Origin of the sequence: Snuella sedimenti (assembly GCF_016428595.1) — a bacterium.
GTDB classification, from domain to species: Bacteria; Bacteroidota; Bacteroidia; order Flavobacteriales; family Flavobacteriaceae; genus Snuella; species Snuella sedimenti.
Genome location: NZ_JAELVQ010000004.1, coordinates 15,323 through 41,356 on the forward strand (window position 1 = coordinate 15,323; position 26,034 = coordinate 41,356).

20 protein-coding genes and 1 pseudogene are annotated in these 26,034 nt (G+C 35.2%); 11 read left to right on the top strand and 10 right to left on the bottom strand.

Annotated features, from left to right (window positions below; translation table 11 throughout):
• The first annotated feature begins 32 nt into the window (after positions 1 to 32).
• Positions 33 to 1,886 (top strand): right-handed parallel beta-helix repeat-containing protein, encoded by a 1,854-nt coding sequence (locus tag JF259_RS04590; protein WP_199113866.1) that lies wholly within the window; start codon positions 33 to 35, stop codon positions 1,884 to 1,886.
• A 33-nt stretch (positions 1,887 to 1,919) separates the two neighbouring features.
• Positions 1,920 to 4,313 (top strand): glycoside hydrolase family 95 protein, encoded by a 2,394-nt coding sequence (locus JF259_RS04595; protein ID WP_199113868.1) that lies wholly within the window; start codon positions 1,920 to 1,922, stop codon positions 4,311 to 4,313.
• A 121-nt stretch (positions 4,314 to 4,434) separates the two neighbouring features.
• On the opposite strand, the gene JF259_RS17750 is transcribed toward JF259_RS04595, so the two are convergent.
• From JF259_RS17750 to JF259_RS04615, 4 genes are all read right to left on the bottom strand, one after another.
• Positions 4,435 to 4,647: a hypothetical protein gene (locus tag JF259_RS17750; RefSeq protein ID WP_317192062.1), complete on the bottom strand. Its 213-nt coding sequence runs from the start codon at positions 4,645 to 4,647 to the stop codon at positions 4,435 to 4,437.
• Positions 4,648 to 4,962: 315 nt separating this feature from the next.
• Positions 4,963 to 7,728 carry a PD-(D/E)XK nuclease family protein gene (locus tag JF259_RS04605; RefSeq protein WP_199113870.1) on the bottom strand — a complete coding sequence of 922 codons (2,766 nt, stop codon included), beginning with the start codon at positions 7,726 to 7,728 and terminating at the stop codon, positions 4,963 to 4,965.
• A 79-nt stretch (positions 7,729 to 7,807) separates the two neighbouring features.
• On the bottom strand, positions 7,808 to 9,163 hold the full coding sequence (locus JF259_RS04610) for an OmpA family protein (RefSeq protein ID WP_199113872.1): 1,356 nt from the start codon (positions 9,161 to 9,163) through the stop codon (positions 7,808 to 7,810).
• Between the two features lie 218 nt (positions 9,164 to 9,381).
• The gene (locus JF259_RS04615; protein ID WP_199113874.1) at positions 9,382 to 12,519 is read right to left on the bottom strand and encodes a UvrD-helicase domain-containing protein; all 3,138 of its coding nucleotides are present in this window, start codon (positions 12,517 to 12,519) and stop codon (positions 9,382 to 9,384) included.
• 124 nt (positions 12,520 to 12,643) lie between these two features.
• Between JF259_RS04615 and JF259_RS04620 the strand changes: the two genes are divergently transcribed.
• On the top strand, positions 12,644 to 13,252 hold the full coding sequence (locus tag JF259_RS04620) for a superoxide dismutase (protein WP_199113876.1): 609 nt from the start codon (positions 12,644 to 12,646) through the stop codon (positions 13,250 to 13,252).
• A 674-nt stretch (positions 13,253 to 13,926) separates the two neighbouring features.
• Here JF259_RS04620 and JF259_RS04625 read toward each other — a convergent pair.
• The 4 genes from JF259_RS04625 to purN form a co-directional block, all read right to left on the bottom strand.
• On the bottom strand, positions 13,927 to 15,825 hold the full coding sequence (locus tag JF259_RS04625) for an amidophosphoribosyltransferase (protein WP_199113878.1): 1,899 nt from the start codon (positions 15,823 to 15,825) through the stop codon (positions 13,927 to 13,929).
• 130 nt (positions 15,826 to 15,955) lie between these two features.
• On the bottom strand, positions 15,956 to 16,882 hold the full coding sequence (locus JF259_RS04630; RefSeq protein WP_199113880.1) for a PfkB family carbohydrate kinase: 927 nt from the start codon (positions 16,880 to 16,882) through the stop codon (positions 15,956 to 15,958).
• A 111-nt stretch (positions 16,883 to 16,993) separates the two neighbouring features.
• Positions 16,994 to 17,635, bottom strand: a complete 642-nt coding sequence (locus tag JF259_RS04635) for a ribonuclease H1 domain-containing protein (protein WP_199113882.1) — start codon at positions 17,633 to 17,635, stop codon at positions 16,994 to 16,996.
• A 41-nt stretch (positions 17,636 to 17,676) separates the two neighbouring features.
• On the bottom strand, positions 17,677 to 18,240 hold the full coding sequence (gene purN / locus JF259_RS04640) for a phosphoribosylglycinamide formyltransferase (protein ID WP_199113884.1): 564 nt from the start codon (positions 18,238 to 18,240) through the stop codon (positions 17,677 to 17,679).
• A 259-nt stretch (positions 18,241 to 18,499) separates the two neighbouring features.
• Here purN and JF259_RS04645 point away from each other — a divergent pair, with 259 nt between their 5' ends.
• From JF259_RS04645 to pyk, 5 genes are all read left to right on the top strand, one after another.
• Positions 18,500 to 18,733, top strand: coding sequence for an acyl carrier protein (locus JF259_RS04645; protein ID WP_007647141.1), 234 nt, complete (start codon positions 18,500 to 18,502; stop codon positions 18,731 to 18,733).
• Between the two features lie 12 nt (positions 18,734 to 18,745).
• Entirely contained in the window at positions 18,746 to 19,996 is a 1,251-nt protein-coding gene (fabF, locus tag JF259_RS04650) for a beta-ketoacyl-ACP synthase II (protein ID WP_199113886.1), read from the top strand.
• A gap of 98 nt (positions 19,997 to 20,094) precedes the next feature.
• On the top strand, positions 20,095 to 20,835 hold the full coding sequence (rnc, locus tag JF259_RS04655; protein WP_199113888.1) for a ribonuclease III: 741 nt from the start codon (positions 20,095 to 20,097) through the stop codon (positions 20,833 to 20,835).
• Between the two features lie 119 nt (positions 20,836 to 20,954).
• Positions 20,955 to 21,440: an IPExxxVDY family protein gene (locus tag JF259_RS04660; RefSeq protein WP_199113890.1), complete on the top strand. Its 486-nt coding sequence runs from the start codon at positions 20,955 to 20,957 to the stop codon at positions 21,438 to 21,440.
• Positions 21,440 to 22,882 (top strand): pyruvate kinase, encoded by a 1,443-nt coding sequence (pyk, locus tag JF259_RS04665; RefSeq protein WP_199113892.1) that lies wholly within the window; start codon positions 21,440 to 21,442, stop codon positions 22,880 to 22,882. The genes JF259_RS04660 and pyk overlap by 1 nt, the downstream gene beginning before the upstream one ends.
• 93 nt (positions 22,883 to 22,975) lie before the next feature.
• Here the strand turns inward: pyk and dinB are convergent, their stop codons facing one another.
• A complete protein-coding gene (gene dinB, locus JF259_RS04670) occupies positions 22,976 to 24,073 on the bottom strand; it encodes a DNA polymerase IV (protein ID WP_199113900.1) in 1,098 nt (365 codons plus the stop codon).
• A gap of 65 nt (positions 24,074 to 24,138) precedes the next feature.
• Here dinB and JF259_RS04675 point away from each other — a divergent pair, with 65 nt between their 5' ends.
• From JF259_RS04675 to JF259_RS04685, 3 genes are all read left to right on the top strand, one after another.
• Complete coding sequence (locus JF259_RS04675) at positions 24,139 to 24,756, top strand: DUF2238 domain-containing protein (RefSeq protein WP_199113902.1); 618 nt, start codon at positions 24,139 to 24,141, stop codon at positions 24,754 to 24,756.
• Positions 24,737 to 25,204, top strand: coding sequence for a CYTH domain-containing protein (locus tag JF259_RS04680; protein WP_199113904.1), 468 nt, complete (start codon positions 24,737 to 24,739; stop codon positions 25,202 to 25,204). The genes JF259_RS04675 and JF259_RS04680 overlap by 20 nt, the downstream gene beginning before the upstream one ends.
• 69 nt (positions 25,205 to 25,273) lie before the next feature.
• Positions 25,274 to 25,822, top strand: coding sequence for a YciI family protein (locus tag JF259_RS04685; protein WP_199113906.1), 549 nt, complete (start codon positions 25,274 to 25,276; stop codon positions 25,820 to 25,822).
• Positions 25,823 to 25,825: 3 nt separating this feature from the next.
• On the opposite strand, the pseudogene JF259_RS04690 reads toward JF259_RS04685, so the two are convergent.
• Positions 25,826 to 26,002: pseudogene (locus JF259_RS04690) on the bottom strand (hypothetical protein); the annotation flags it as partial.
• Positions 26,003 to 26,034 lie beyond the last annotated feature (32 nt).

Genomic DNA, 26,034 nt, shown 5'->3' on the forward strand with positions numbered 1-26,034 from the left:
TGATAATTAACTTAACTGAATAAAACCTAACTATGAGAATAATATACTTAAGGATTTTACTATTGTTAGTGGTTTTGGGCTGTACCGATAAGAAAGCGTTGCAACTTATAAAGAATCCTTATTTGCCGGTTGTTGAGCGAAAGGAGTCAAAACCCCATTCAACTTATTATATAGATCCCAATCAAGGGGAAGATACCAATTCCGGGACATCAAAGGATATGCCGTGGAAGTCGTTCAAACCAGTCAATCAGTTGTTGTTAACCGAAGGGAATACGATCGAAATATTATCAGCTGGAGATTTTAAAACATCCTTGGTTTTATCAGGTAAAGGCACTAAAGAAGCTCCTATCACTGTTAAGTTTGCTTCTGGGGTCTATAATTTTTATCCAGAGTTAGCATACAAGGCAGCGTTTAATATTTCTAATACCAATGATGCCCCAGAAGGTTTAAAAGCCGTAGCCTTTTATTTTTTGGAAGCCGAACATGTAGCATTTAAAGGTATGGGAGCCGAGATTGTTTTTAGGGGTAAAGTTATGGAAACGTGTATTCGGAACTCAAAAGCAATACGTATTGAAAACATAAGTTTTGATTATAAACATCCCACGGTTTCAGAATTTGAAATTGCTACTGTAAAAGATCATGTTGCCGAAGCTAAAATACATCCAGATTCGAAGTTCGATATTGTGGATAGTATGTTGGTTTGGAAAGGCGAAGGATGGGAACATAAAGCATACAGGCTTTTTCAGGTATTCGACGGCAAGAATCAACGTGTGGCTAGAAAAACATTGCCGTTGGATAAACTTCGGTTTTCTAAAATAGGATCCGACAAAATAGCTATTCATTTTGATAAAAACCCAGGTTTGAAAGAAGGACTTATCTATCAAAATAGAGACACCTTTCGGGATTATGCAGCCATATTTACAGAGGGCAGTGAAGGTGTTGTATGGAAAGATGTAGATGTTAATTTTATGCACGGAATGGGTTTTGTTTCACAGTTTAGTGAAAACATTACGTTCGACGGACTTCGGGTAGCCCCAAAAGAAGGTTCGGGTAGAACCTGTGCTGCCTGGGCCGATATTTTACATTTTTCGGGGTGCAAAGGTGAAATTTTGGTAAAGAATTCGTTTTTATCGGCTGCTAACGACGATGCTATTAATGTGCACGGTACCCATTTACGCATAGTAGAAGCACTTGCCGATAATAAGATTAAGGTTCGTTTTATGCACCCACAAACGTATGGATTTAAGGCCTTTAATAATGGAGATGAAATTGAATTTATTAGAGCAACCAGCCTACTACCTTATTCTAAGGCTAAAGTTGTTGAAGCAAAATTGCTCAATGCAACCGATATGGAACTCACATTGCAAAGTTCCTTGCCAGCCAATATTGAACCTAATGATGTTGTAGAAAATGTAACATGGACACCAGATGTAACCATTGTTGATAATACCATAACCCATATTCCCACACGAGGAATTTTAGTAACAACAAGAGGTAAGGTGCGCATAGAAAACAATGCCTTTCTAAAAACACAGATGAGTGCCATCTTAATTGCGGATGATGCTAATAGTTGGTTTGAGTCTGGTTATGTGCGCGATGTGATGGTTAAGAATAACAAGTTTGTAGATTGTGGTTCTCCGGTAATTAATATTCATCCAGAGAATGCCGAAGTTGTAAAAGGTAACTTTGTACACAAAAACATTATAATTACCGATAATCAATTTCAAATAACTACAGGAATCCTTGTTGGGGCAAAGAGTACTGATGGTATTATGTTTGCAAATAACAGTATTAATATTGCAAGAGATGTAACTGTTAAAGATTTGCTCTATTTTAGTGAATGCGACGGTACAACTGTCAAGAATAATACGATTACCAAGCAATAATTGGCACAATTTATTTAATAAAATGTTATACATATGGCTATTTTAAAACGTTTAGGTCGGATATCTTGTCTGGCATTATTGATAATATCCTGTAGTGAGCGACCAAATCAAAAAGAGAATCTAAAACTTTGGTACACAGAACCAGCAAAAGCTACGGTAGTAGATAACCCGAATGGCTGGAAAGACGATCCGGAATGGCTAAAAGCCTTACCTCTCGGTAATGGATCTTTAGGGGCTATGGTTTTTGGTGATGTTAATAAAGAGCGTATCCAGCTTAACGAAGAAAGTATGTGGTCTGGTAGTCCAGATGATAATGATAATCCAGAAGCCTACCCTGCTCAAGCTAAAATAAGGGAACTATTATTTGAAGGCAAGTATAAAGAAGCAACTAAATTAACGCAAGAAACACAAATTTGTAAAGGCAAAGGCTCTGGACATGGCAATGGTGCTACAGTACCTTTTGGTTGCTTTCAAACTTTAGGCGATTTATGGATAGATTTTGAAAACCAAAGCGATTACGACAATTACCATAGGGAATTGGATTTAGAAGAGGCAATAGTTCGTGTAAGCTATACACAAGAAGGCGTACACTATCGAAGAGAAGTGTTTATAAGCCATCCCGATCAGGTAATGGTTGTTAAATTAACAGCCGATAAGCCTGGAGCGATCTCTTTTAAAAGTACATTGACCAGACCTGAAAGATTCCAAACAAAATTGGAAGGAAACCAGCTTATTATGTATGGTGCCCTAAATGATGGCAAGGGAGGTGAAGGTCTAGAATATATGACACGCCTAACAGCGTTAAATAAGAATGGAACGGTAAATTATAATGACGATAGTATTGTGGTAGAAAAGGCCGATGAAGTGGTTCTGTTATTAACGGCTTCTACTAATTATGTATTAGAGTATCCTACCTATAAAGGCCGAGATTATAAAAAACTAACGGCTGATAATCTAGAAATAGGGAAGGCAAAAACGTATGAAGTGCTTTTAAATGCACACAAAAAAGATTACCAAAGCTATTTTGGACGTGTAAGCCTTAACTTAAGCCAAGTTCCAGATACCATTCCTACTAATCTTAGGATTCAAAAAATAAAAGCATCATCATCTTCCGATTTACGTTTGGTAGAGCAGCTATTTCAATTTGGTAGGTACTTAATGATATCTTCATCTAGACCGGGTACTTTACCTGCTAACTTACAAGGTATTTGGGCTAATAAAATTCAAACACCTTGGAACGGCGATTACCATACCGACGTAAATGTCCAAATGAATTATTGGATGGCAGAAGCTACAAATTTAGGTGAAATGCATTTGCCATTGTTTGATTTAATGGCATCAATTCAAGAGCCAGGAGCCAAAACAGCCAAAGTGCATTATAATGCAGGAGGTTGGGTAGTGCACCCTATAACAAATGTATGGGGCTATACTGCTCCTGGAGAATCAGCCAGTTGGGGTATGCATGTAGGTGGCGGTGCTTGGTTGACTACGCATATTATGGAGCATTATTATTTTACTTTAGATACGGATTTTTTAAAGCAAACCTATCCTATTTTAAAGGCTTCTACTCAGTTTTATATGGATTGGTTGATTCCAGATCCTAAAACGGGAGAATTGGTGTCAGGACCATCCGTGTCGCCTGAAAACACATTCATTGCACCCGACGGGAGTAAGAGTCAGATATGTATGGGGCCAGCTCACGACCAACAAGTTATTTGGCAGCTCTTTAAGAACTTTATTGAAGCGTCTCAGGCGTTAGAAATTGACAATACCTTTTTGGCTGAGGTAAAAGAAGCCCAAGGGCTATTGGCAAAACCTAAGATTGGATCGGACGGGCGCCTAATGGAATGGAATGAGGCTTTTGAGGAGGTAGAACCTGGGCATAGGCACATATCACATTTATTTGCTTTGCATCCAGGGTATCAGATTGATATGGAAACCACTCCTGAGTTGGCTCAAGCTGCAAAGAAATCGCTCGATTTTAGAATAAAAAACGGAGGAGGGCATACAGGTTGGAGTGCAGCATGGTTGATAAACCAATATGCGCGTTTGGGAGAAGCCGAAAATGCTTACCATAGCTTACAAACTGTTTTAACTAAAAGCACAAGTCCTAATTTATTCGGGCAGCATCCACCATTTCAAATGGATGCTAACTTTGGGGCTACAGCGGGTATAGCCGAAATGCTGCTACAAAGCCAATCAGGAGCTATTAGATTGCTCCCTGCCTTACCAGGTGAATGGGGTACAGGATCGGTTAAAGGGCTTTGTGCCCGAGGCGGGTTTGTTGTTGATATGGCATGGACAGATGCTAAACTTACTGAAGTAAAGATTCATTCTAAACTCGGTGGGAGTTGTGAGATAAGTTATAAAGGAAAAACCGTGAGTTTTGAGACAGAACCAGGACAAGATTATTTCCCCTCTATATAAAGGTTCTGGTCTTTTATAAAAGTGGATATTTGATTTACAACGGTCTTTAACTATTCTGGCAATATAGATTTGTTCCAAGGGTGCGAAGCACCAAAAACATGGTTGGCATTGGAGATAATTTCTAGATGGTTTTTAGGTTTCCTTCTTTGCTTATTATACTATTTTTAAAAACCCAACTGATTACGGTATCTAAATCATTAAGTTCCTTGGTGTAGTTGTTGAGAGCAAAGGCTTCTAAGTCTGGAGAATCTATGGGTTGCTCGATGGTTCCTCCATTATGGGAAAAATTAAACTTTATAAAAAGAAAACCTGCGTTAGCAAATGTTTTGGCCATTAAATCCCAAGCCCTTCAATTTTTAAATCCTTTGTAACCATGGCAAAAGTTTACAATGGGTTTACTTTTATTGTTTTTTAGATAAAAAAGATCAACTAAAATCGGTTTGCCATGATGGCTTTTTAAGAGACTGTTTAAAATTCGTTTTTGAAATTAGTTATAGGTCATTTTTTTGCCAATTAAGGCTTTAAAACCGGAGTTTAGCAGCGCTAAATGAGGATTTTCATAACGAAAAGTGGTGAAAAAAGGGGCATAACAAAACCGAAAGGTGGAATTTAAACAGTCTCTAAGATTATATTTTTGTCAAATACCATTTTATACCTCTTTTTCGATGAAGGGAATATTGGGGTTGCATATTTCCAAAATTAGCTGTTTTAGCTCTTTTTCAAAATTGTCAAGCGTGTCTCGTGTAATTAACACATCCTTTTTAGCATAGGCACCTGTCCGGTCTTTTTTAGCAAATTTTAAAACCCCTTGGTTTAAATTTTTAAAGGATATAATGCCAGCCTCAACGGGAAGTTGTATTTGTCCCGACAACTGCATCATATAGGCATAGCTAAGAACTTGAAAGCTTTTGCTAAACTTTTTGTAATCTGTAGTAATATCTCCCCAATTTACAATTTCTACACTATTTTGATCTACACGCCCCGTTTTATAATCTATAATTCTTGTAATGCCATTATATTCATCAACACGATCTACTTTTCCTGTTATCCTAACGGGAAAATCTAGTTCGGGGAGGTCTATCACTACTTTATTATCGGTTTCTATGGCTATTATTTTTATTTGATTACCTGCTTTCAAGTCTTGAATTTCTAAATCCAAAAAGTTTGACACGTAACGTTTTGCTATTTCAAAGATGATTAGGTTTTTGCCTTTGGTGATATCACCTTCTTTGTAGATGTCTTTAAAATGATGCTTAACGGTTTTACTAATGTCTTTTTTCATATTCTTAACGTGTTCGATCGTTAAAAATTCATCCGATAAAGGTTTGTAGAAATCTTCAAGAGTGTTATGCACTACTGTTCCCAAGGTATTAGCAGCAACAGTTTCTTCAACATTGTCATGTTCCTTTATTTTTAATATTTTTTGATAATAAAAATCGATGGGGTTTCTCATATAGTTTGTAAGAGACGATGGAGAAAATCCTTTTTCTGCTACTTTAATGAGTTCTTTGTGTAATGCTTTAGTTTTATTAATCGTATTTAAGGAGGAAGGTATTACGGGAACTTGAGGAGTCACGATTTCATGGGTTATGTTGTGAATGCCTTCTAGTTCCAGTTGTGTAATGAACCTGCTTTTTTCTCCGGCTGTTAGTACATCGGCTTCAGTATTATAAGTAAGGTAGATGTTTTTGGCACGTTGTAACAATCGGTAAAAATGATAGGTATAGACAGCGTCTTTTTCTTTATACGTTGGAAGCTTATTTTCCAATTTCACATCGAAAGGAATAAAAGAGTTGTTAGTCTTTCCTGATGGGAGTATACCCTCATTAACCGATGCTATTATAACCGTTTCAAAATCTAAAACACGAGATTCCAGCATTCCCATAATTTGGAGTCCTTCCAAGGGTTCACCTTGAAAATCCAAGGTTTCGGAACTTAAAAGCTCTTTGTATATACTATACAAAGCATTAAGGTCATGGATATGTTCGTATTTGGAATTCAGTCGAATTAATTCATTAAACAATTCATTAAAACGGTATAGGTATTCCAAAGAAAGAAGGTTGGAGGCTTTGCTTTTATCAAAGTGGTTTTTAATTGCTAGGATGAGCTGCTGGCAATTTTTTAAGGTTTTAGGGATGTCTTTATTCCAATTGGAGAATAAAAGGTCAATATAATTATTAGAGCTTCCGGCAATTTGCTTTAAGCGTTCGGATGTTAAGTAAATAATGTTATTAGTATCGATAGTTTCAATAATTTTTGAAGCATGATCACTATCATCTATCTTAAATAATGGTCTTATGTATTGGTGTGATAAAAGGTTAATAACATCTTTATAGTAAAAGCGGCCTGAAGTATTTTTATGGATATGAAATACAATTTCAAATAGGGAAGCCAAAGGAATAGACTTTAAGGGAAAGCCCATAGTGATATTAAGAGGTCCTATCGATTCTGGGAGCGAATTTAATACCGGGATTAAAAGGTTTTCATCTCCCAAAACAATTGCGGTGTTTTGTAAGGTTTGATGTTCTTTTTTTATTTTATTGAGTATGGATCCAATACATTTTGCTTGTCCTATGTTTTTGGGAACACCATAAATTGAGATATTCTTTGATTTAGAATAGTTATTGGTTATCCAATTAAACTTGTTTTCAGTAAAGTAAGGCCAATTTGTTTTATGTTGCCTTGTAAATAGGGCAGCATCATGCAGTGGATTTTTAATGAAAACGGTATCGATATCCCAATAGATCTTCGCCAGTTTCCTTTTAAGCAAAGCTTGAATAATTGTTTCTTCAGCAGTATTAAGCGCATTAAAGCCTAAAAAAACATGTTGTTTGTTTACATTATTTTTAATGTAAGTTTCTAACTTTTCAACAGCTTGTCTATAAATAAGTCCTTGATAGCCTATACCTTTACTTAAAAGTTGTTCAGTAAAGTTTGTGTAATAGGAGCCTAGCTTGTTCCAGAAGCTTAAATAATTTTTAATAAAGTCTGTTTGATTTTCTTCTTGCGACCAATGGAAGAGTTCTATTTCTTTTATGGCACTTAGGTAATTAAAAATGCGTTCTTGTGGAATAAGGTAACGGTCTATTTCATTAAAATCTTGAAGTAAGATTTGTGCCCATTTTGAAAAGGGCTCGAATGTATCTCTGGTCTCTTTTTTTGTATGTTGAACGTAAGTATTGTAAAATTCGAAAAGAAGCTCTGTATTTGTAACTTTTTTGAGTTGCGACAAGTCTTCAACAAACGCTTCGATACTTATGATTTCTGGGGAAAAAATGGTTTCTTCAGTTATCTGTGCTAGTTGGGACTTTAAAAACAGGCCAGCACGTTTACTGGGCAAGATAAAGGTAATATTGGATAGGGTTGCATTATTGTTCTGTAAATCTTTTAGAACATCGAAAATGAAAGTTGTCATGTTATAAAAATAAAAAACGCTTCGGATATCCGAAGCGTTTTTTAAACTTATTTAGAATACTAAAAAAAGAGGTTTGTTCTTATTTAGCTAAGTTAATTTCTACACGTCTGTTGTTAGCTCTACCAGCTCTAGTTTTGTTAGTGTCTATTGGTTTAGACTCACCATATCCAAGAGCAGATAATCTAAATTCATCGATACCATTTTCTACTAAGTATTCTTTAACAGCATTAGCTCTTGCATCAGATAATTTTTGGTTAGTAGCATCGCTACCAGTGCTATCTGTATGACCTTCTACTGTAAATTTAGCAGTTGGATACTCCTTTAAAATACTAACAATGTCTTTTAACACCTCTGCAGATTGTGCTTTTATTGTAGACTTACCAGTATCAAATAAAATGGTTTTAGCGTACTCATTCAATGTTTTTTGAACTTCAGCAGTTACTTCTGGACAACCGTTATTAGCAACAGTACCTTTTACGTCAGGACATTTATCGTCTTTATCTAATACACCGTCACCGTCAGTATCTGGCCATGGGCATCCTTTGTTAGCAGCTGGACCAGCAGTGTTTGGACATTTGTCATCAGCATCAGTGATACCGTCACCGTCAGCATCTGGACAACCAGATAATGCTTTTAACCCAGCAACAGTAGGACAGTTATCATCTTTATCAGCAATGCCGTCACCGTCAGTATCAGGACACCCGTTTAACTCAGCTAAACCAGCTTCGTTAGGACAAGAATCCTTACTGTCTTCGATGCCGTCACCGTCAGTATCAGGACACCCGTTGAAAGCTTCTAAACCAGCAACATCTGGACAAGCATCGTCTTTATCGTAAATGCCATCGCCATCAGTATCAGCACCTCCAAATTTAATAGAGAGACCAACTGTATGTTGGAAATGTGTAGCTAAATAATCTTCAAACGCATGTTTGTACGCAGATTGAAAAGTTAAGCCAATGTTGTCGTTAAACCATAAGTTAAATCCTAAAGTTCCGTTTAAAGTACCGGCACCAATTTCGTCAACCCAAGTGTAACCACCACCAACACCTAAATAAGGCTCGAATGTTTCGCATCCAATTAATTCTCCAAGGCTATACTTGATGGTTCCATCTATTCCGTAGTAAGATAGATCATCAACAGTAGTATCTCCCCAATTCTCAATTTTATTTAATGAACCAGCAGCTCCAAAAGAGAACCCGTCACCTAAATATTTAGAAACAGAGATTGTAGATAAAGACGGTAATATATTCCAGTGGTCACTAACATTGAAATATTCGTCAAAGATTGTACCTTGTCCATCTTCACCAGTAGGGTAGAAGTCAACTGCGTTTGCCCCAATAGTAATTTGCCAGGGGTTGTTTTTGTCTTGCGCATTAGCGTTGCTATAACCAAGTACAAGCAACATAGCGAACATTAATCTGCTAAGATTTTTCATATTCAAAAGTTTAATTTTTAAGTGTTAATTGCTAACAAAAGTAAGTTGTTAAATGTTATTTACAAAGTTAAATGTATAAAATTATTGACAATTTCGTGCTATTTGTTTGTAGTTCAGAATGGTTTTAGATAATATTTAGTGTTTTTCCCACCTCGATAAAGGAACACATGAGCTGTATTTTAATATTTTAGGGATAATATTAATAATGAACTTGGAGGTTACAGCGTTTTTACTTGTATGTCGTTATTAATATAAACAAGCATTTTTTTAGTTGTATGTAGCTTCATGCTTTCTAAAATGTCTTGGTATGATTGGAGTTGTTGCTTGTGTTTTATGTCCTCGGAGCCTGTTTTATAATCAATAATAATTGCCTCGTTATTTTTATTGATCACCACTCTGTCCGGTCTTAAAATATAGCCGTGCTTACTAATAATATCTTGTTCATTGTATACCTTATATTGTGGGCTATAATAGTCTTTAAGCTTAGGGTGCTCGATAATTTTAACGACCAATTGTTTTAAGATGTCTGCTTGTTCCTCACTAATATTAGATGTATTGATAAAATCTTTAAAAACAGAATCTACATCTTCACGGGTTAGTATTTTGGACATAATGTTATGTATGAGGTTTCCTTTTTCAATAGCTTCACGTTGATTTGTGTCCCATAGATAAGCCACGTTGGTCACAATTTTTACATTATGCTTTTCTTTTTTGGTTGAAATAAAATCTTGCTGAATTGTGACTTCTTTTTTTATGAGGCTTTTTTGCGTATATGTGTTTGCTGTTCCAAAAGTGTAGCTCAATTGTGTGTTGTCCCATATACCAATATGTTTTAAATAATTGATTAATAGACCAGAATATTTATTGGAGTTAACAACTCCTTTGGGTGTCATTTCTTTTTTTGAAATAATATATAGCTGCTCTACTGGACGTGTTAGCGTTACATAGAGTAGGTTAATATTGTCCAATTCTTGTTCGGAACGGTGTGTTTGGTAAATGCGAAATCCTTCGTCGCCATAATGTTCAAAATCTGAATTAAAATTTAGTAACGTATGTGAAAAACCTAGGTATTGTTCTTTATCAAGCGAAACCCACTCCATAGGATCTTGTTCTTTGTAGATGTCTAAATCGGCATATGGAAAAATGACCACAGGAAATTCTAAGCCCTTCGATTTATGTATGGTCATAATTTGAACAGCATTTTGCCCTTCGGGAGATATGATGGTTAGCTGTTCTTTTTTCTTATCGAAATAATTCAGGAAATCAGAAACATTAGTGCCTTTTTTTTGAGAGAATTCGAGTACCACGTCTAAGTAAAACTGAAGATAGGCATTAGATGTTTTAATTAATTTAAACTCTCTAACTATGGTTTCGGCCATATCGAGAAGTGGTTGTGCTAGTAAATCGTCGGGGTCGATATAGACTTGAAACGACTCAAAGCTCTTAAATAGTTCTGAAAGCGGAAGGTTAATGTGCTGACTAAAAAAATCGTGTTTGTTTTTGGTTTTTAATAGATCAGTTAGGAAGTTAAGCACAGCTATTTTTACCTCTTTGTTTTTTGGTTGGATCAATAAAGTTAACATGTTATTTACAAAATTAACTTCAGGAGCGTTGTTCAGTAATAATGTTTCAGAAGACAATATAGGTATGGTATTTTGGCTTAAATGATTAGCTATGGCAACACCTTCGGTTTTTTTACGAACCAGTACACAAAGGTCGGCCAAACGATAGCCCTGATTTAAACAGGCGTGTATTGTTTTTAAAACAGCTTCGGGGTAAAGTACGTTTTTGTCCTCATTTTTGTCAAAATCCAGAAAGTTTATATTTACGTAGCCTTCATTTTCTATATGTGTATTTTGAAAAGCCTTTTCATACAGATCCTCATAGGTTTTCTCTTGAAAGACGGTATGCGCCAGATATTTAAAGAAACCATTGTTGAATCGTATTATTTCTTTGGAACTACGGTAGTTGGTTTTAAGGTCTTGTATGGTTTGTTCAACTTGAAATGGAATCGCTTTCTTGTTAAATAAATCAATAAACTGTTCAGCTTTGCCACCTCGCCACCTATAAATAGATTGTTTTGCATCCCCTACTAACATGGTGTTTCCGGTGCCACTTGATAGTGAATTGTCTATAAGCGGAATTAGGTTTTCCCATTGTGTAACCGAAGTATCTTGAAATTCGTCAATAAAATAGTTGTTGAATTTTTCACCTAGACGTTCATAAATAAAGGGTGTAGGTTGGTTTTTTATTTCCTTACTTATAATGGCGTTAAATTCTGAAATAAGTATTTTATTTTGATCCTTTTTTAATGCTGCCAATTCTTTGTTTATCGCATTTAAAACAGAAAGGGGCGTAATGTTTTTATAGAAAGAACTTAAAAACTTTAAATAGTATACCTGTGATTTTATATCTCTAAATGACAAAGCGATATCTGGTAATAAATGGTCAATTGTAGTAGCTTTATCGGGGCTTAAGGACTTATTATAAATGCCCTTTCCTTCAGTGATGTTTGTTTCTAGGTTATTGCTGTAAAGACCATTTATGTTTAGTTCTGAGGCTTTTTTAAAATGATTAGGGAGTGTGCCTCTGGTAAAGTCATTAAAGTCCAAACCTGCATTTTCTATTGTGTTCAAAACAGTTTTTGCCGTTTCTACGATGTTGTCTTGTGTTTGGAGAATTTGTTTTTGTAAATACGATTTAAGGGATTTAAAGTCTTCAAGTGTTTTGTCTTTTAAGGTTTCTATAAAAGGTATGTCGTTTTCGTTAACAAGGCGCTTCGCCATTTTATTAAAGTCTATAGAAAGATCCCAGCTTTTATCGTCATCAGCTTTTTCAAGAGCAAAATCTACAAGCGTTTTGGTTAGTTTTTTGTCGGTACCTGCTTTAGCAATTAAACTATCTACAGCTTCATTTAGTAATGACTCTTGTTCAAGTTCTACTTCAAAATTTAGAGGTAATTTTAAATCGTGAGCAAAGGTGCGTATTAATTTATGGGTAAAGCCATCAATCGTAGAAATATCGAAAGCCGCATAATTGTGTATAATGGTGTTAAGTAAGGTTTTTGATTTTGTATGTAGGGTTCTAGGAGCTATTTCCAGTTCCTTACAAATTGTGTCGAACATGCTATCTGATGATTCTAAAACGGACGCGTCCGAAAACGCTTTTAATTTTTCAATAATACGCTCTTTCATTTCGGCAACAGCTTTGTTTGTAAAGGTAATTGCCAATATACGTTTAAACTGGTCGTAATTATTCGACTTAAATAAAATCTTGAGATACTCTTTTACTAGGGTAAAGGTTTTGCCGCTACCGGCAGAGGCATTATAGATTGTAAAAGAATGATTTTTTTGCATAAACATGAATTTGCATACAAGATAAAAACTATCAATGGTTTGATAGCAATTAATTATTTTTAATTAAAGGCTTTTATGTGTAAATTTGAATGAAAATAAATACTAATATTTAAAACTATAAATTATGGCTTTCGAATTACCGGAATTGGGTTATGCGTATGATGCTTTAGAGCCTCATATTGATGCACGTACAATGGAAATACATCATACGAAACATCACCAGGGGTATACAAACAATTTAAATAATGCTATTGCAGGAACCGATTTAGAAGGAAAATCTATTGAAGATATTCTTGCAAATCTTGATATGAACAATGCTGCGGTTAGAAATAATGGTGGTGGATTTTATAATCACACGTTGTTTTGGAATGTAATGAACCCTGAAGGGAAAGGATATTTGTCTGGAGAATTAAAAGATGCTATTGAAGCAGCCTATGGTTCTAAGGAAGGATTTATGGACGCTTTTAGTAAAGCGGCAGCAACACGATTTGGTTCTGGTTGGGCTTGGTTATGCGTTCATAAAGGAGGTAAAGTAGAAGTATGTTCTACACCAAACCAAGACAACCCTTTAATGCCGGGTGTTGGATGTGCTGGTGCGCCAATTTTAGGGTTGGATGTATGGGAACATGCTTATTATTTAAACTATCAAAATAGACGTCCAGACTACATCAACGCATTTTTTAATGTAATTAACTGGAATGAAGTTGAAAGGCGTTATGCTGAAGCTAAATAATAGCGTATAAAAAGATATAAACGTCTAGAAAAATGTATTCTAGGCGTTTTTTTATGGCAAAAAGCTTGTTAAAATGAAAAAGGTGAACTTTCGTTCACCTTTTTGCCCCAAATCTACCATAAACTTAACCTACTTATGTTATGGTGAATCCAAAGATATAGAACTAAAAGAGATCCTAAAAAAAATTTAGGTCAACTGCTAATATATTAGCTTAAACGGATTTAGAGTTTTTTGAAGGAGAAAGGTAAATTACTTTTTGATTAAAAGTGAAGTATAATAAAAAAGGTGAACTTTCGTTCACCCTTTTTGCCCCAAATCTACCATAAACTTAACCTACTTATGTTATGGTAAATCCAAAAGTATATATCTATATAGGATTCTAATATTTTTTTAGGTCAACTACTAATATATTGGTTTAAATGAAGTTGAGGTTTTTTTTCTTGTAAAAAAGAAGGAATAGGATTACTTTTTTGAGAGTGTTGGGCATAAAAAAAGGCGAACAGAAGTTCACCTTTTTTTGCCCCAAATCTACCATGAACTTAACCTACTTATGTTATGGTGATGCTAATTTATGTTTATTTTAAATAACTCAATTATTTATTAGATAAACCGCGTTTTTTTCAGATAAACCGTAATTTTTTAGGTTTAACTGTCAGAAAATGAGTGTGGTAAAATTAGTACGCTCTTTCTTTGTTCCCTTCATAAAAATTAATGAAAGCACGGTTAACAACTCTATTGCCTCCAACGGTTGGGTAATTTCCTGTAAAGTACCAATCTCCTAAATGCTCAGGACAAGCTTTGTGTAAATTTTCGACCGATTGGAAAATGATCTTCACTTCGGCTTTAATACTTTCGTCGCTTAATAGCTCGGCTATTTTATCCGATATTTCTTGATCCGTAAATGGGTCATATATCTCTTTTACAAAATTTCTTACGTCCTTATCTTCAAGATCTGTTTGTGCGATACATTTATTGTACACATCTTTTACAATATGGTATTGGTTGATGTCTTTTAAAAGCTCAAGGGCAGCTCTAAAAGCAATTAAGCTTTCAAGGTTTGCCATATCAATGCCGTAACAGTCTGGATACCTAATTTGAGGCGCAGAAGACACAATAACGATTTTTTTAGGATTTAAGCGGTCGAGCATTTTTATGATACTCTTTTTTAGTGTAGTCCCTCTAACGATACTATCGTCTATTATAACCAAATTATCATTAGGTCTAATGACACCGTAAGTTATGTCGTAGACGTGTGCTACTAAATCATCACGGCTGCTATCTTCTGTAATAAAGGTTCTAAGTTTTACGTCCTTAATAGCAATTTTTTCGATCCGTGTATGCTCAGATAAAATTTCAGTTACCTTTTCGGCCGATAATGAGCGTTGGCCATTTAAAATGGTGGCTGTTTTCTTTTTATTTAAAAATTCCTCGGCTGTTTCTATCATACCATAGAATGAGGTTTCTGCTGTATTGGGAATGTATGAAAACACCGTGTTAGAAATGTCTTGGTTAATTTCGTCAAGTACATTTGGCATTACCAATTTACCTAGTTTTTTACGTTCTTGGTATATCTCGGCATCACTACCTCTGGAAAAATAAATACGTTCAAAGGAACACGATTTTCTTTCTAAGGGCTCCAATATTTTTTTAATAACGACTTTGCCAGATTTTTTGGTAATAATAGCATACCCAGGAGTTAGTTCTTTAACGTCTTCAAAGTTTACATTAAATACCGTTTGTATTACAGAGCGTTCTGAAGCCACTACAACCACTTCTTCGTCTTGGTAATAGTAGGTTGGCCTAATACCTGCAGGATCTCTTAAAACAAAAGAATCGCCGTGTCCAATGAGTCCAGCCATGGCATAGCCGCCATCCCAATTTTTGGCTGCACGCCTTAAAATCTTGGCTACATTCAAGCGTTCTGCTATTAATGGAGAAGCCTCTCTTTTACTATAGCCTTCTTTTTTGAGGGTTTTATATATTTTGCTTACGGCATCATCTAAGAAATGACCAATTTTCTCCATGATGGTGATTGTATCGGTATATTCTTTAGGGTGCTGACCTAACTCGATAAGGTTGCTAAAAAGCTCTTTAACATTTGTCATGTTAAAGTTACCGGCCATAATTAGGTTTCTATGCATCCAATTGTTCTGTCTTAAAAACGGATGGACACTTTCTACACTATTCTTGCCAAAAGTACCATAACGTACATGACCTAGTAATACTTCACCTATGTATGGGATATGCCTTTTTTGTAAGGCAACATCGCTTGCGTATTCGGGGTGTTCTGTAAATTCTTTATTAATGCGCTCGTTAATCTGACCAAAAATATCCTGAATGGGTTGTTGCGCAATGGAACGTACTCTACTAATATAGCGTTCACCCGGTTGCGTATCGAGCTTAATACTAGCAAATCCAGCACCGTCTTGACCTCGATTGTGCTGTTTTTCCATCATAAGATACATTTTGTTTACGCCATAAAATGCGCTACCGTATTTTTCTTTATAAAACTCTAAAGGTTTTAAAAGCCTTATAAGTGCTATTCCGCATTCATGTTTTAAAGCATCACTCATTACAAATTAGTGTTTGTGTTAGTTTCCTGTATAATATACTAGGAAAGATAATGTTTTATACCAAAAATAAATAACGTCACTTTTGGGTTTTATTTAAATTAAAAACGCACTCGTTTTAGAGCGCGTTGGGTTATGTTAATTCTATTTCAAATTGTGTTAATTGTTTAAACTGTAACAGCCTTTTATGGACTTCGTTCCTTGATAAATTTTCCATGCGTTCGGTGCCAAATTTCTCGACACAAAAAGAAGCAAGTGTTGATCCGTAAATAACAGCATTTTTCATGTTCTCAAAAGATAAATCTTCGGTTTTTGCAAGATAACCAGCGAACCCACCGGCAAACGTGTCTCCTGCACCAGTAGGGTCAAAAACCTCTTCTAAAGGTAATGCAGGAGCGTAAAAGACATTATCATTGTGAAATAGTAAGGCCCCATGTTCTCCTTTTTTAATGACCACATATTTTGGGCCCATAGTTTGAATTTTTTTAGCAGCAACCACTAAGGAATATTCTTTGGTCAGTTGTCTAGCTTCTTCATCGTTTATGGTAATAACATCCACGCGCTTAATAATATTATGCAAATCATTTAAAGCAGTGTCCATCCAAAAGTTCATGGTGTCCAAAATCACCAATTTAGGTTTAGTTTCCATTTGGTCTAAAACACTAGATTGGACGATAGGATGCAGATTTCCTAACATAACTATTTCGGCATTCTTATAATTTTTAGGAACAACCGGATTAAAATCACCAAGCGTATTTAATTCTGTCGCTAATGTGTCCCGGGAATTCATGTCGTTATGGTAGCGTCCGCTCCAAAAGAATGTTTTGCCTTCTTTTACTATTTCAATACCAGAAATATCTATGTTTTTATTGGATAATAAATCTAAATGTTTTTGGGGAAAGTCACCTCCTACTATAGAAACTATAGAAGCATCTAAGTTAAATTGTGAAGCCGATAGGCCAATGTAAGTAGCGGCACCACCTAGAATTTTATCGGTTTTCCCGAAAGGCGTTTCAATAGCATCAAATGCTACGGTGCCAACTATTACTAATTTGCTCATAAAAAGAAGCGATAATTTTTTGCAAATATACGCCTTTTGGCTACTAATTCAAGAATATTTTTAGGAATGTAAATTCTTATTTAATAATGAATTATTGGTAGAATAGTTGTTTTATTTTCTTCCAAAATCAGCAGGGATTTCCCCCCATGCCTTAGTTTCCCATTTTACAATAACTGTCGTGTAGGTGTTCTTTTTTAGCCAATGGACAGCTCTGTCGACTAATTCAAACAACGATTTGTTTTTGTCGTTACGTTCTAACTTTGTGTTACAGGATTTTTTTTTCACCCAACTTATTGCTGTTTTGGAATCTGTATAGATAATACGGTCGCTATTGTTGTTTTTTAAAAATGCCAATCCATGTACTATGGCTAAAAATTCTCCAATGTTATTAGTGCCTTCTTCAAAAGGCCCTTGGATAAACAATTGCTTTTTAGTTTTGGTATCTACACCGCGATATTCCATTATGCCAGGATTGCCACTTGATGCAGCATCTACCGAAATGGAGTTGTAGTTGGGCTGTCCTATTTTTTTTAGTTGTTCGGGAGTTAGATCGCTTTTAAAAGAGGCTGTTTTACCTATATAGTCTTTATAGTTTCCCTTTAATGCTGCTTTTGCAGCTTCAAACGTGGAAAACGATTTGTATTGAGCGCCTTGAAAATTTTTAATTTGCGCTTTACAATCATTCCAAGATTCAAAAACACCAGTATGGTGTCCTTTCCAAACAGTATAATATTTTTTCTTTTTTTTGCTCATTTTTTATTTCCACTAAGGCGAAAATCGTATAAGACCAAATTCTATATTAATAGCTTTTCTACAACTTTTGGAAAATGTTCCATCTCCAATTCATGGATTTTGGCGGCAATATCTTCTGCCGAATCGGTAGGGGAAACAGAGCACTTTGCTTGAAAGATAATAGCTCCTTCGTCGTAATGCTCATTTACATAGTGTATCGTAATGCCCGTCTCTTTTTCATTATTTTTAACAACGGCATTATGAACGTGCATGCCATACATGCCCTTGCCGCCATATTTAGGTAGTAAGGCAGGGTGTATATTAATGACTTTATTTGGAAACTCATTTAAAATGGTTTCGGGGAATTTCCACAAAAAGCCAGCTAATATAATAAGGTCTGGTTGTGATGCTTTTAATATATTGAGGACATCAGGCGTTTGGTTTAAAGCAATGTTGTTAAACGAGAGTGCACTAACTTTTAAAGTTTTACAACGATCCAGTACTTTGGCCTGTGGGTTGTTGGTAAGAACCTGTACAACAGAAGCCTTTTGGCTTTTTTGAAAAAACTTGATTAAATTTTCAGCATTAGAGCCGCTTCCAGATGCAAAAATTACGATACGTTTCATCAGTTGCTTTTATAATTTTGAGTTAGCTATATGAATAAATGGTATACTGTTTTGTATAATATACCTATTGCATCAAGCTATTGTTGTAACATTAATTATTTGAGACAAAAAAAAGAATAAATATTAACAATTAGAAGGTAAATTTGAAATACTTAAAAGTAATTTTAGTAAATTACAAACACATTTTTAAAGTAAAAGTGTGTTTTAAAATAAAGTTTTTTATTTTTGCCACTTAATTAAAACTTAAATTTAAAAGATTATGTCAGACATTGCATCAAGAGTAAAAGCGATTATCGTAGACAAATTGGGAGTTGATGAGAACGAAGTTGTTACTGAAGCAAGCTTCACAAACGATTTAGGAGCAGACTCATTAGATACTGTAGAGTTAATCATGGAATTCGAAAAAGAATTTGATATTCAAATTCCTGATGATCAAGCAGAGAATATCGCAACAGTTGGTCAAGCTATTTCATATATAGAAGCTGCAAAATAAGCAAGATACTTTATGGAATTAAAGCGAGTTGTAGTCACAGGATTGGGCGCTTTAACACCTATTGGGAATACCAAGGAAGAATATTGGGAAGGTCTAATTAGTGGTAAAAGCGGTGCTGCGCCTATAACATATTATGACACCGAAAAGTTTAAAACAAAGTTCGCTTGCGAATTAAAGAACTTTAATGCAACCGATTTTCTAGATAGAAAAGAGGCTCGTAAAATGGATAAGTTTGCACAATACGCTATGGTTGCTGCCGATGAAGCCATAGCCGATGCCAAAATTGATCTGGAAGCGGTAAATAAATTGCGTGTTGGTGTTATATGGGGGGCAGGAATTGGAGGTTTAGAAACGTTTCAGCAAGAAGTTTTAAATTTTGCTGATGGAGATGGAACCCCAAGGTTTAACCCGTTTTTTATTCCTAAAATGATTGCAGATATTGCGCCGGCAAACATCTCCATAAAGTATGGCTTTATGGGACCAAATTATACGACTGTTTCGGCATGTGCATCTTCTGCTAACGCCATGTTTGATGCTTTAAATTCAATACGATTAGGGCATTGTGACGTGATTGTTACTGGAGGAAGTGAAGCTGCAGTTACTATAGCTGGTATGGGAGGCTTTAACGCAATGCACGCATTATCGACTAGAAATGAAAGTCCAGAGACAGCATCTCGTCCGTTTGATGCTACTAGAGATGGCTTTGTTTTAGGGGAAGGTGCAGGTGCATTGGTGCTTGAAGAATATGAGCATGCAAAAGCCAGAGGTGCTAAAATTTATGCCGAGTTTTTAGGAGGTGGTTTATCTTCTGATGCACATCATATGACGGCTCCTCACCCAGATGGAATAGGTGTTATTGCAGTTATGAAGAATTGCTTGGAGAATGCAGGACTTAACCCAGAGGATGTACACCATATTAATACACATGGTACATCTACACCACTAGGTGATGTTGCTGAGCTTAAAGCTATATCGGAAGTATTTGGAGATCACGCAAAGCATATAAATATTAATTCAACTAAGTCTATGACTGGGCATTTGTTGGGCGCAGCAGGTGCTATTGAAGCTATTTCTACTATAATGGCAATAGAACATGGTATTGTTCCTCCAACTATTAATCATGAAGTAGTAGATGAAAACATAGATCCTGAATTGAATTTAACATTAAATAAAGCTCAAAAGCGAGATATTAAAGTAGCAATGAGTAATACATTCGGATTTGGTGGACATAACGCCTGTGTATTGTTCAAAAAACTAGATTAAATTTCGAATGAGGTAAACCATAGTGGTAATTTAAATCATCTAGTAAAATGAAACATGGTTTAATGCATCTGACATTAAAATAAGATATTAAATATCAGATGAAATACATTCGTAACATATTAAATTCCCGTTTTAAACGCAACGGGAATTTTTTTATGGTATTAACTAAGGTTCTACGGTTTAAACCTAAGCATCTTAAATTTTATCAAACGGCATTTACACACCGTTCCATGAACATAAAGGATAAGCATGGAAATGCTATAAATTATGAACGGTTGGAATTTCTTGGAGATGCTATGCTTGGAGCTGTTATTGCCTCTCATTTGTATCTTGAAGTGCCAGGAGGGGATGAGGGTTACTTAACCAAAATGCGATCGAAAGTAGTTAGTAGAGAACATTTAAATGAGTTAGGAAAAGAATTGAACCTAATAGATTTAGTACAAAGTAGAATACCTTCAGGACAGTTTGGGGATAATATTCATGGTAATTTATTCGAGGCTTTAATAGGTGCTATATTTTTGGATAGAGGTTATAAGTATTGTGAAAAATTTATTTACAATCGCGTTATCATTCCTTATGTAGATATAGAAAAACTTGAAGGAAAAGTTATTAGCTACAAAAGTTTGCTAATAGAATGGTGCCAAAAGGAGAAGAAGACATTTAGTTATAATGTATACGAAGACACAGGAAATGACGACGTTAGGCATTTTTCAGTAAAACTATCCATAGACAATAAAGTTATTGCCAAAGCTCGGGCAACTTCAAAGAAAAAGGCAGAGGAAAAAGCTTCAAAACGCGCTTTTTTTGCTTTCCAGAAAAAGATATCTAAGATGCTGTAAGTTTCTTTTTCCAAAACAAATTAACTATAACGTTTTAGTTATATTTTATCCTTAAGATTGCGTAAAACATATCAAGACCAATTATTTAAATGTTATATTTACGGCGTTTAATTTAAGTTATGGCTGTTCATAAGCTTATTCTTGAGGATGTTTTTGAGGAGGAGCAATATGCTTTAATTGCAATTCATTGTACAATTGAAGATTATCGATTGGCTTATCTTCTTAACAAGGATTTGAGTGTAAAACTCTCAAGAAAACCAGCAGACATTGACTTTGATAATGGCAAATCATCATTTTCCATTTTTGAGTGGGAAGATGAAAAGCAGCTTACAACATGGAATTTAATTTCTAATATTTGTAAGACAGAAATGTATCAAACAAAAAATAGTGTGTCGTTATTCGATACGCAAGAAAAAATAACAAATACTTATAGTTTGATACCCGAATATAAACGGGTTAACTATTTTTTAAAAATAGAAAGTGAATTTAATTATAGTAAAGAAAAGTATATTTTAAGCGCAATATTAAAAATACCCCAAATTGCCACAGCTTACAGTATTGATATAAATCAATTAAAATCTAAAGACAATTTAATTTTTAACTAATGTCAACAACAAAAAAAACTAAAATAGTAGCCACCTTAGGTCCGGCCTCAAGCTCAAAAGAAATTTTAAAGGGAATGCTCGATGCGGGCGTTAATGTTTTTAGGATAAATTTTTCTCATGCCGATTATGCCGATGTTGCAGAACGTATAAAAATAATACGGGAATTAAATAATGAATATGGTTATACAGCAGCTATTCTAGCTGATTTGCAAGGCCCTAAATTACGTGTAGGCGTAATGAAGGACGAAGTTGTTGTTAACGAGAATGATGAGATAATATTTGCTACAGGAGAGCGTTTTGAGGGCACTAAGGAGCGCGTATATATGACTTACGATAGGTTTCCCCAAGATGCGAAACCAGGAGAACGTATACTTTTGGATGATGGAAAACTTATTTTCGAAGTTGTTTCTACCGATAAAAAGAGTGAAGTTAAGGCGCGCGTTATTCAAGGTGGCCCGTTAAAGTCAAAAAAAGGGGTGAATTTGCCCAATACCAATATTTCACAACCCGCGCTTACTGAAAAAGATATTGAGGATGCTATTTTTGCTATTAGTCAAGATGTAGACTGGATTGCCTTATCTTTTGTACGTCATGCCGATGATTTAATAGAGCTTAGGGATTTAATTAGTGAACATTGCGACCATAAAATTCCGATTATTGCTAAAATAGAAAAACCCGAAGCTGTTGTTAATATCGATAAGATTGTAGCATATTGTGACGGATTAATGGTAGCACGTGGAGATTTAGGAGTTGAAGTTCCTGCTCAAGAAGTACCACTTATTCAAAAGCAATTGGTATTAAGAGCAAAAAAGGCTCGAATTCCGGTGATTATTGCGACGCAGATGATGGAAACAATGATTTCTAGTTTAACACCTACCAGGGCAGAAGTGAATGACGTTGCGAACTCTGTTATGGACGGAGCCGATGCCGTGATGCTTTCTGGAGAAACCTCCGTTGGGAGTTATCCAGTACAAGTAATCAAGCAAATGGCCAGTATCCTTGACAGTGTAGAAAACTCCGATCTCATTCAGGTGCCACAATTGCCACCACATATACGCACAAACCGTTACATAACAAAATCTATTTGTTACCATGCAGCAAATATGGCTAATGAGATTAATGCCAGAGCGATTTCAACTTTAACGAATAGTGGGTATACAGCTTTTCAAATTTCTGCTTGGCGTCCTTCCTGTCATATTTTAGTCTTTACTTCTAATAAACGTATTTTAACGCGCCTAAGTTTGCTTTGGGGAGTTCGTGCATTTTACTATGATAAATTTGTAAGTACAGACGAAACCATAGAGGATGTAAATGCGATAGCCTGTAAGGAAGGTTATTTACACGATGGTGATATGGTAATTAGTTTAGCGGCAATGCCTATTCAAGAAAAGGGAATGGTAAATACTTTAAGGGTAACAGAAATAGGTTCTTGCAAATCGTAAAAGATCCTTTTTGTAATAAATTTAAAGCGGTGTAGTCTTAATTTCGATTTACACCGCTTTTTTATTTAATTGGGGGTAAAATTTACAACGATTTTAAAACTCAAACTTTAACTGAGCACTTACGCTATTTTGTTCTGGTCTTTTCTTTGGTTCAGTATTTAAATTGGAAAGAGAAATGCCCAATAGCCGTACCGAGTTATTAAGCTTTTCTTGGTATAATAATTCTTTGGCTGTTTCAAGAATAAGTTCCTTGTCACTTACAAAGTAAGGAAGGGTCTTACTTCGGGTTTGTAGGGTGAAATCGCTATATTTAATTTTTAAGGTCACAGTTTTTCCTGCTACCTTACTTTTTGATAAGCGCCGAGATACTTCATCGGCTATATGGTCTAGTTTTTCAAGTAAAAATACTTCACTCGACAAATTTTCTTTAAAAGTACGTTCGGCAGCTAGGGATTTACGTATCCTGTTTGGTTTTACTTCACTGTTATGGATGCCCCTAACAACATAATAATAAAACTTGCCCGATTTTCCAAAGTGATCGTTTAGAAATTCAATGGATTTGGATTTTAAATCCTTTCCCGTAAAGATGCCCAATTGGTACATTTTCTCTGCGGTTACCTTTCCAACGCCGTAGAATTTACGAATGTCCAGTTGTTCTAAAAAAGAGATAACTTCTTCTGGATTTACGGTTTTTTGTCCATTGGGTTTATTGTAATCACTAGCAACCTTAGCAATAAATTTGTTAATGGAAATACCGGCTGAAGCTGTTAGCCCTACTTCATTTAAAATACGCTCACGTATTTCTTTAGCAATAAGTGAAGCACTTGGATTACCTTTTTTGTTGTGGGTAACGTCCAGATACGCTTCATCCAATGATAAAGGTTCGACCAGATCGGTATAGTCAAAGAAAATGCGTCTTATTTTTTTAGAGATATCATGGTAGCGTTCAAAGCGAGGTTTTACAAAAATAAGTTCAGGGCATAGTTTTATGGCTAAATTGCCAGACATGGCACTTTTTACACCAAATTTTCTGGCTTCATAACTAGCCGCACTTATTACACCCCGCTTGCCACCACCTCCAACCGCTATGGGCTTTCCCTTAAGATCGGGATTATCCATTTGTTCTACGGAGGCATAAAATGCATCCATATCAACATGGATAATTTTTCGTATGTGGAGATTGTTAGACACTTTTTAAACTTGAATATTTCAAAAATAAGATATCTTTGGATGAGATACTATTAACGTTTATAATCATGAGATTAATTTACCTGCTTTTTGGGTTATTATGTGCATTGTTTATCTGGTCGTCAATTAAGCCTTACGATTACTTTACATGGTTTTTAGAAGTTTTACCAGCAGTTTTAGGAATTGTAATTTTAGTTTTTAGTTTTAAAAGATTTAGGTTTACTAATTTAATATACACGCTCATTTTTATTCACTGTGCCATTCTAATTATTGGGGGACATTATACTTATGCCGAAGTACCTCTTTTTGATTGGATACAGGAAATTTTTAACCAGCAAAGGAACAACTACGATAAATTAGGGCATTTTGCACAAGGTTTTGTACCTGCGATGATAGCCAGAGAATTGCTTATTAGAAAACAAGTGGTTAACAATTATAAATGGTTGTATTTTATTGTTGTGTGTATTGCTTTGGCAATTAGTGCTACTTATGAATTTATTGAATGGGGTGTCTCTTTATCAACAGGAGAAGGAGGTAATGCGTTTCTAGGTACGCAAGGGTATATTTGGGATACACAGTCAGATATGCTATATGCTACTATAGGAGCAATTATTGCATTGACCTTATTTGGTAAATATCATGATAAACAATTAAAATTATTGACAATTGATAGAAATAGAACGTAAATTTTTAGTAATTTCTGATGCTTTTAAAGTTGGGACATTAAAAAAAACAAGAATTATTCAAGGCTTTTTAAATACCGATAAAGAGCGAACTGTACGTGTAAGGTTAAAAGGAGAGATAGGCTATATAACTGTTAAAGGGGTGTCTTCGGCCGATGGATTATCTCGTTTTGAATGGGAAAAAGAAATTTCCCAACAGGATGCCGAATTACTTTTTAAGTTGTGTGAGCCGGGCATAATTGATAAAATGCGCTATGAGGTAAAGGTAGGAAACCATGTTTTTGAAGTAGATGAGTTTTACGGAGATAATAAAGGTTTGGTAGTGGCCGAAATAGAATTAGATGATGTGGATGAAAATTTTGAAAGACCTTTATGGTTAGGAAAAGAAGTTACCGGATTGGTACAATATTATAACTCACAATTAAGTAAACAACCTTTTAATACCTGGTAAAAATTAAAGATATTGCTGAGGAAGGTGTTTTGAGTAGTCAATATAAACAATAATTAAAAATTTATACAGATGAGAAAAATACTTGTATTTTATATACTAATTAGTCTGTTAATCGCTTGTAAGAAAGAGTCAAAAGACAATCAAGTTGATTTAGATAGGCATACTTTCGAAAATGTCGATAAAGAAAAAGATTCTGTTTTTAATGAGGTTGTTGAAGTACCAGCGAAAAAAACGGTTAAGCAAATAAAAGATGAGCTAGAGGCAAAAGGGGTTAAGTTTTTTGATTATGTTGATGAAAAATCGCAAGATACTATTTTAATGCAGCAGTATTTTATAGTGTTTTTGAAAAAGGGGCCTATCCGATCTCAAAACGAAGAAGAAGCTGCTATGTTACAAGAAGCCCATTTAGCGCATTTAACTAAGATGTATGAGCTGGGTTATGCAGATATTTCAGGGCCTTTCGGAGACGATGGTGATATTCGTGGAATGACTATTTACAATGTGCCAACTTTAAAAATGGCCGATAGCTTGGCAAATGCCGATCCTATGGTAAAAGCAAAGCGCTTAGAAGTTGAAATACATCCTTGGTGGGCTGCAAAAGGATTCCCTTTACGGTAGGCACTATTCTGAAATGGTTATGTGACGTTTAGCCTCATTCCCTAATTCATCAACCACAGTAATTAGGTGTTCACCTTTCCTTGGTTTAACAGCCATTTCGTGAATATCGTTAGTGCTACCTATGTAATGTTTGTCAATATACCAAAACACGGTCAACTCAGGCTTAGAATGGGCTATCTTAAGGACTAAATCGTTTCAAGAAATTCTTCTTA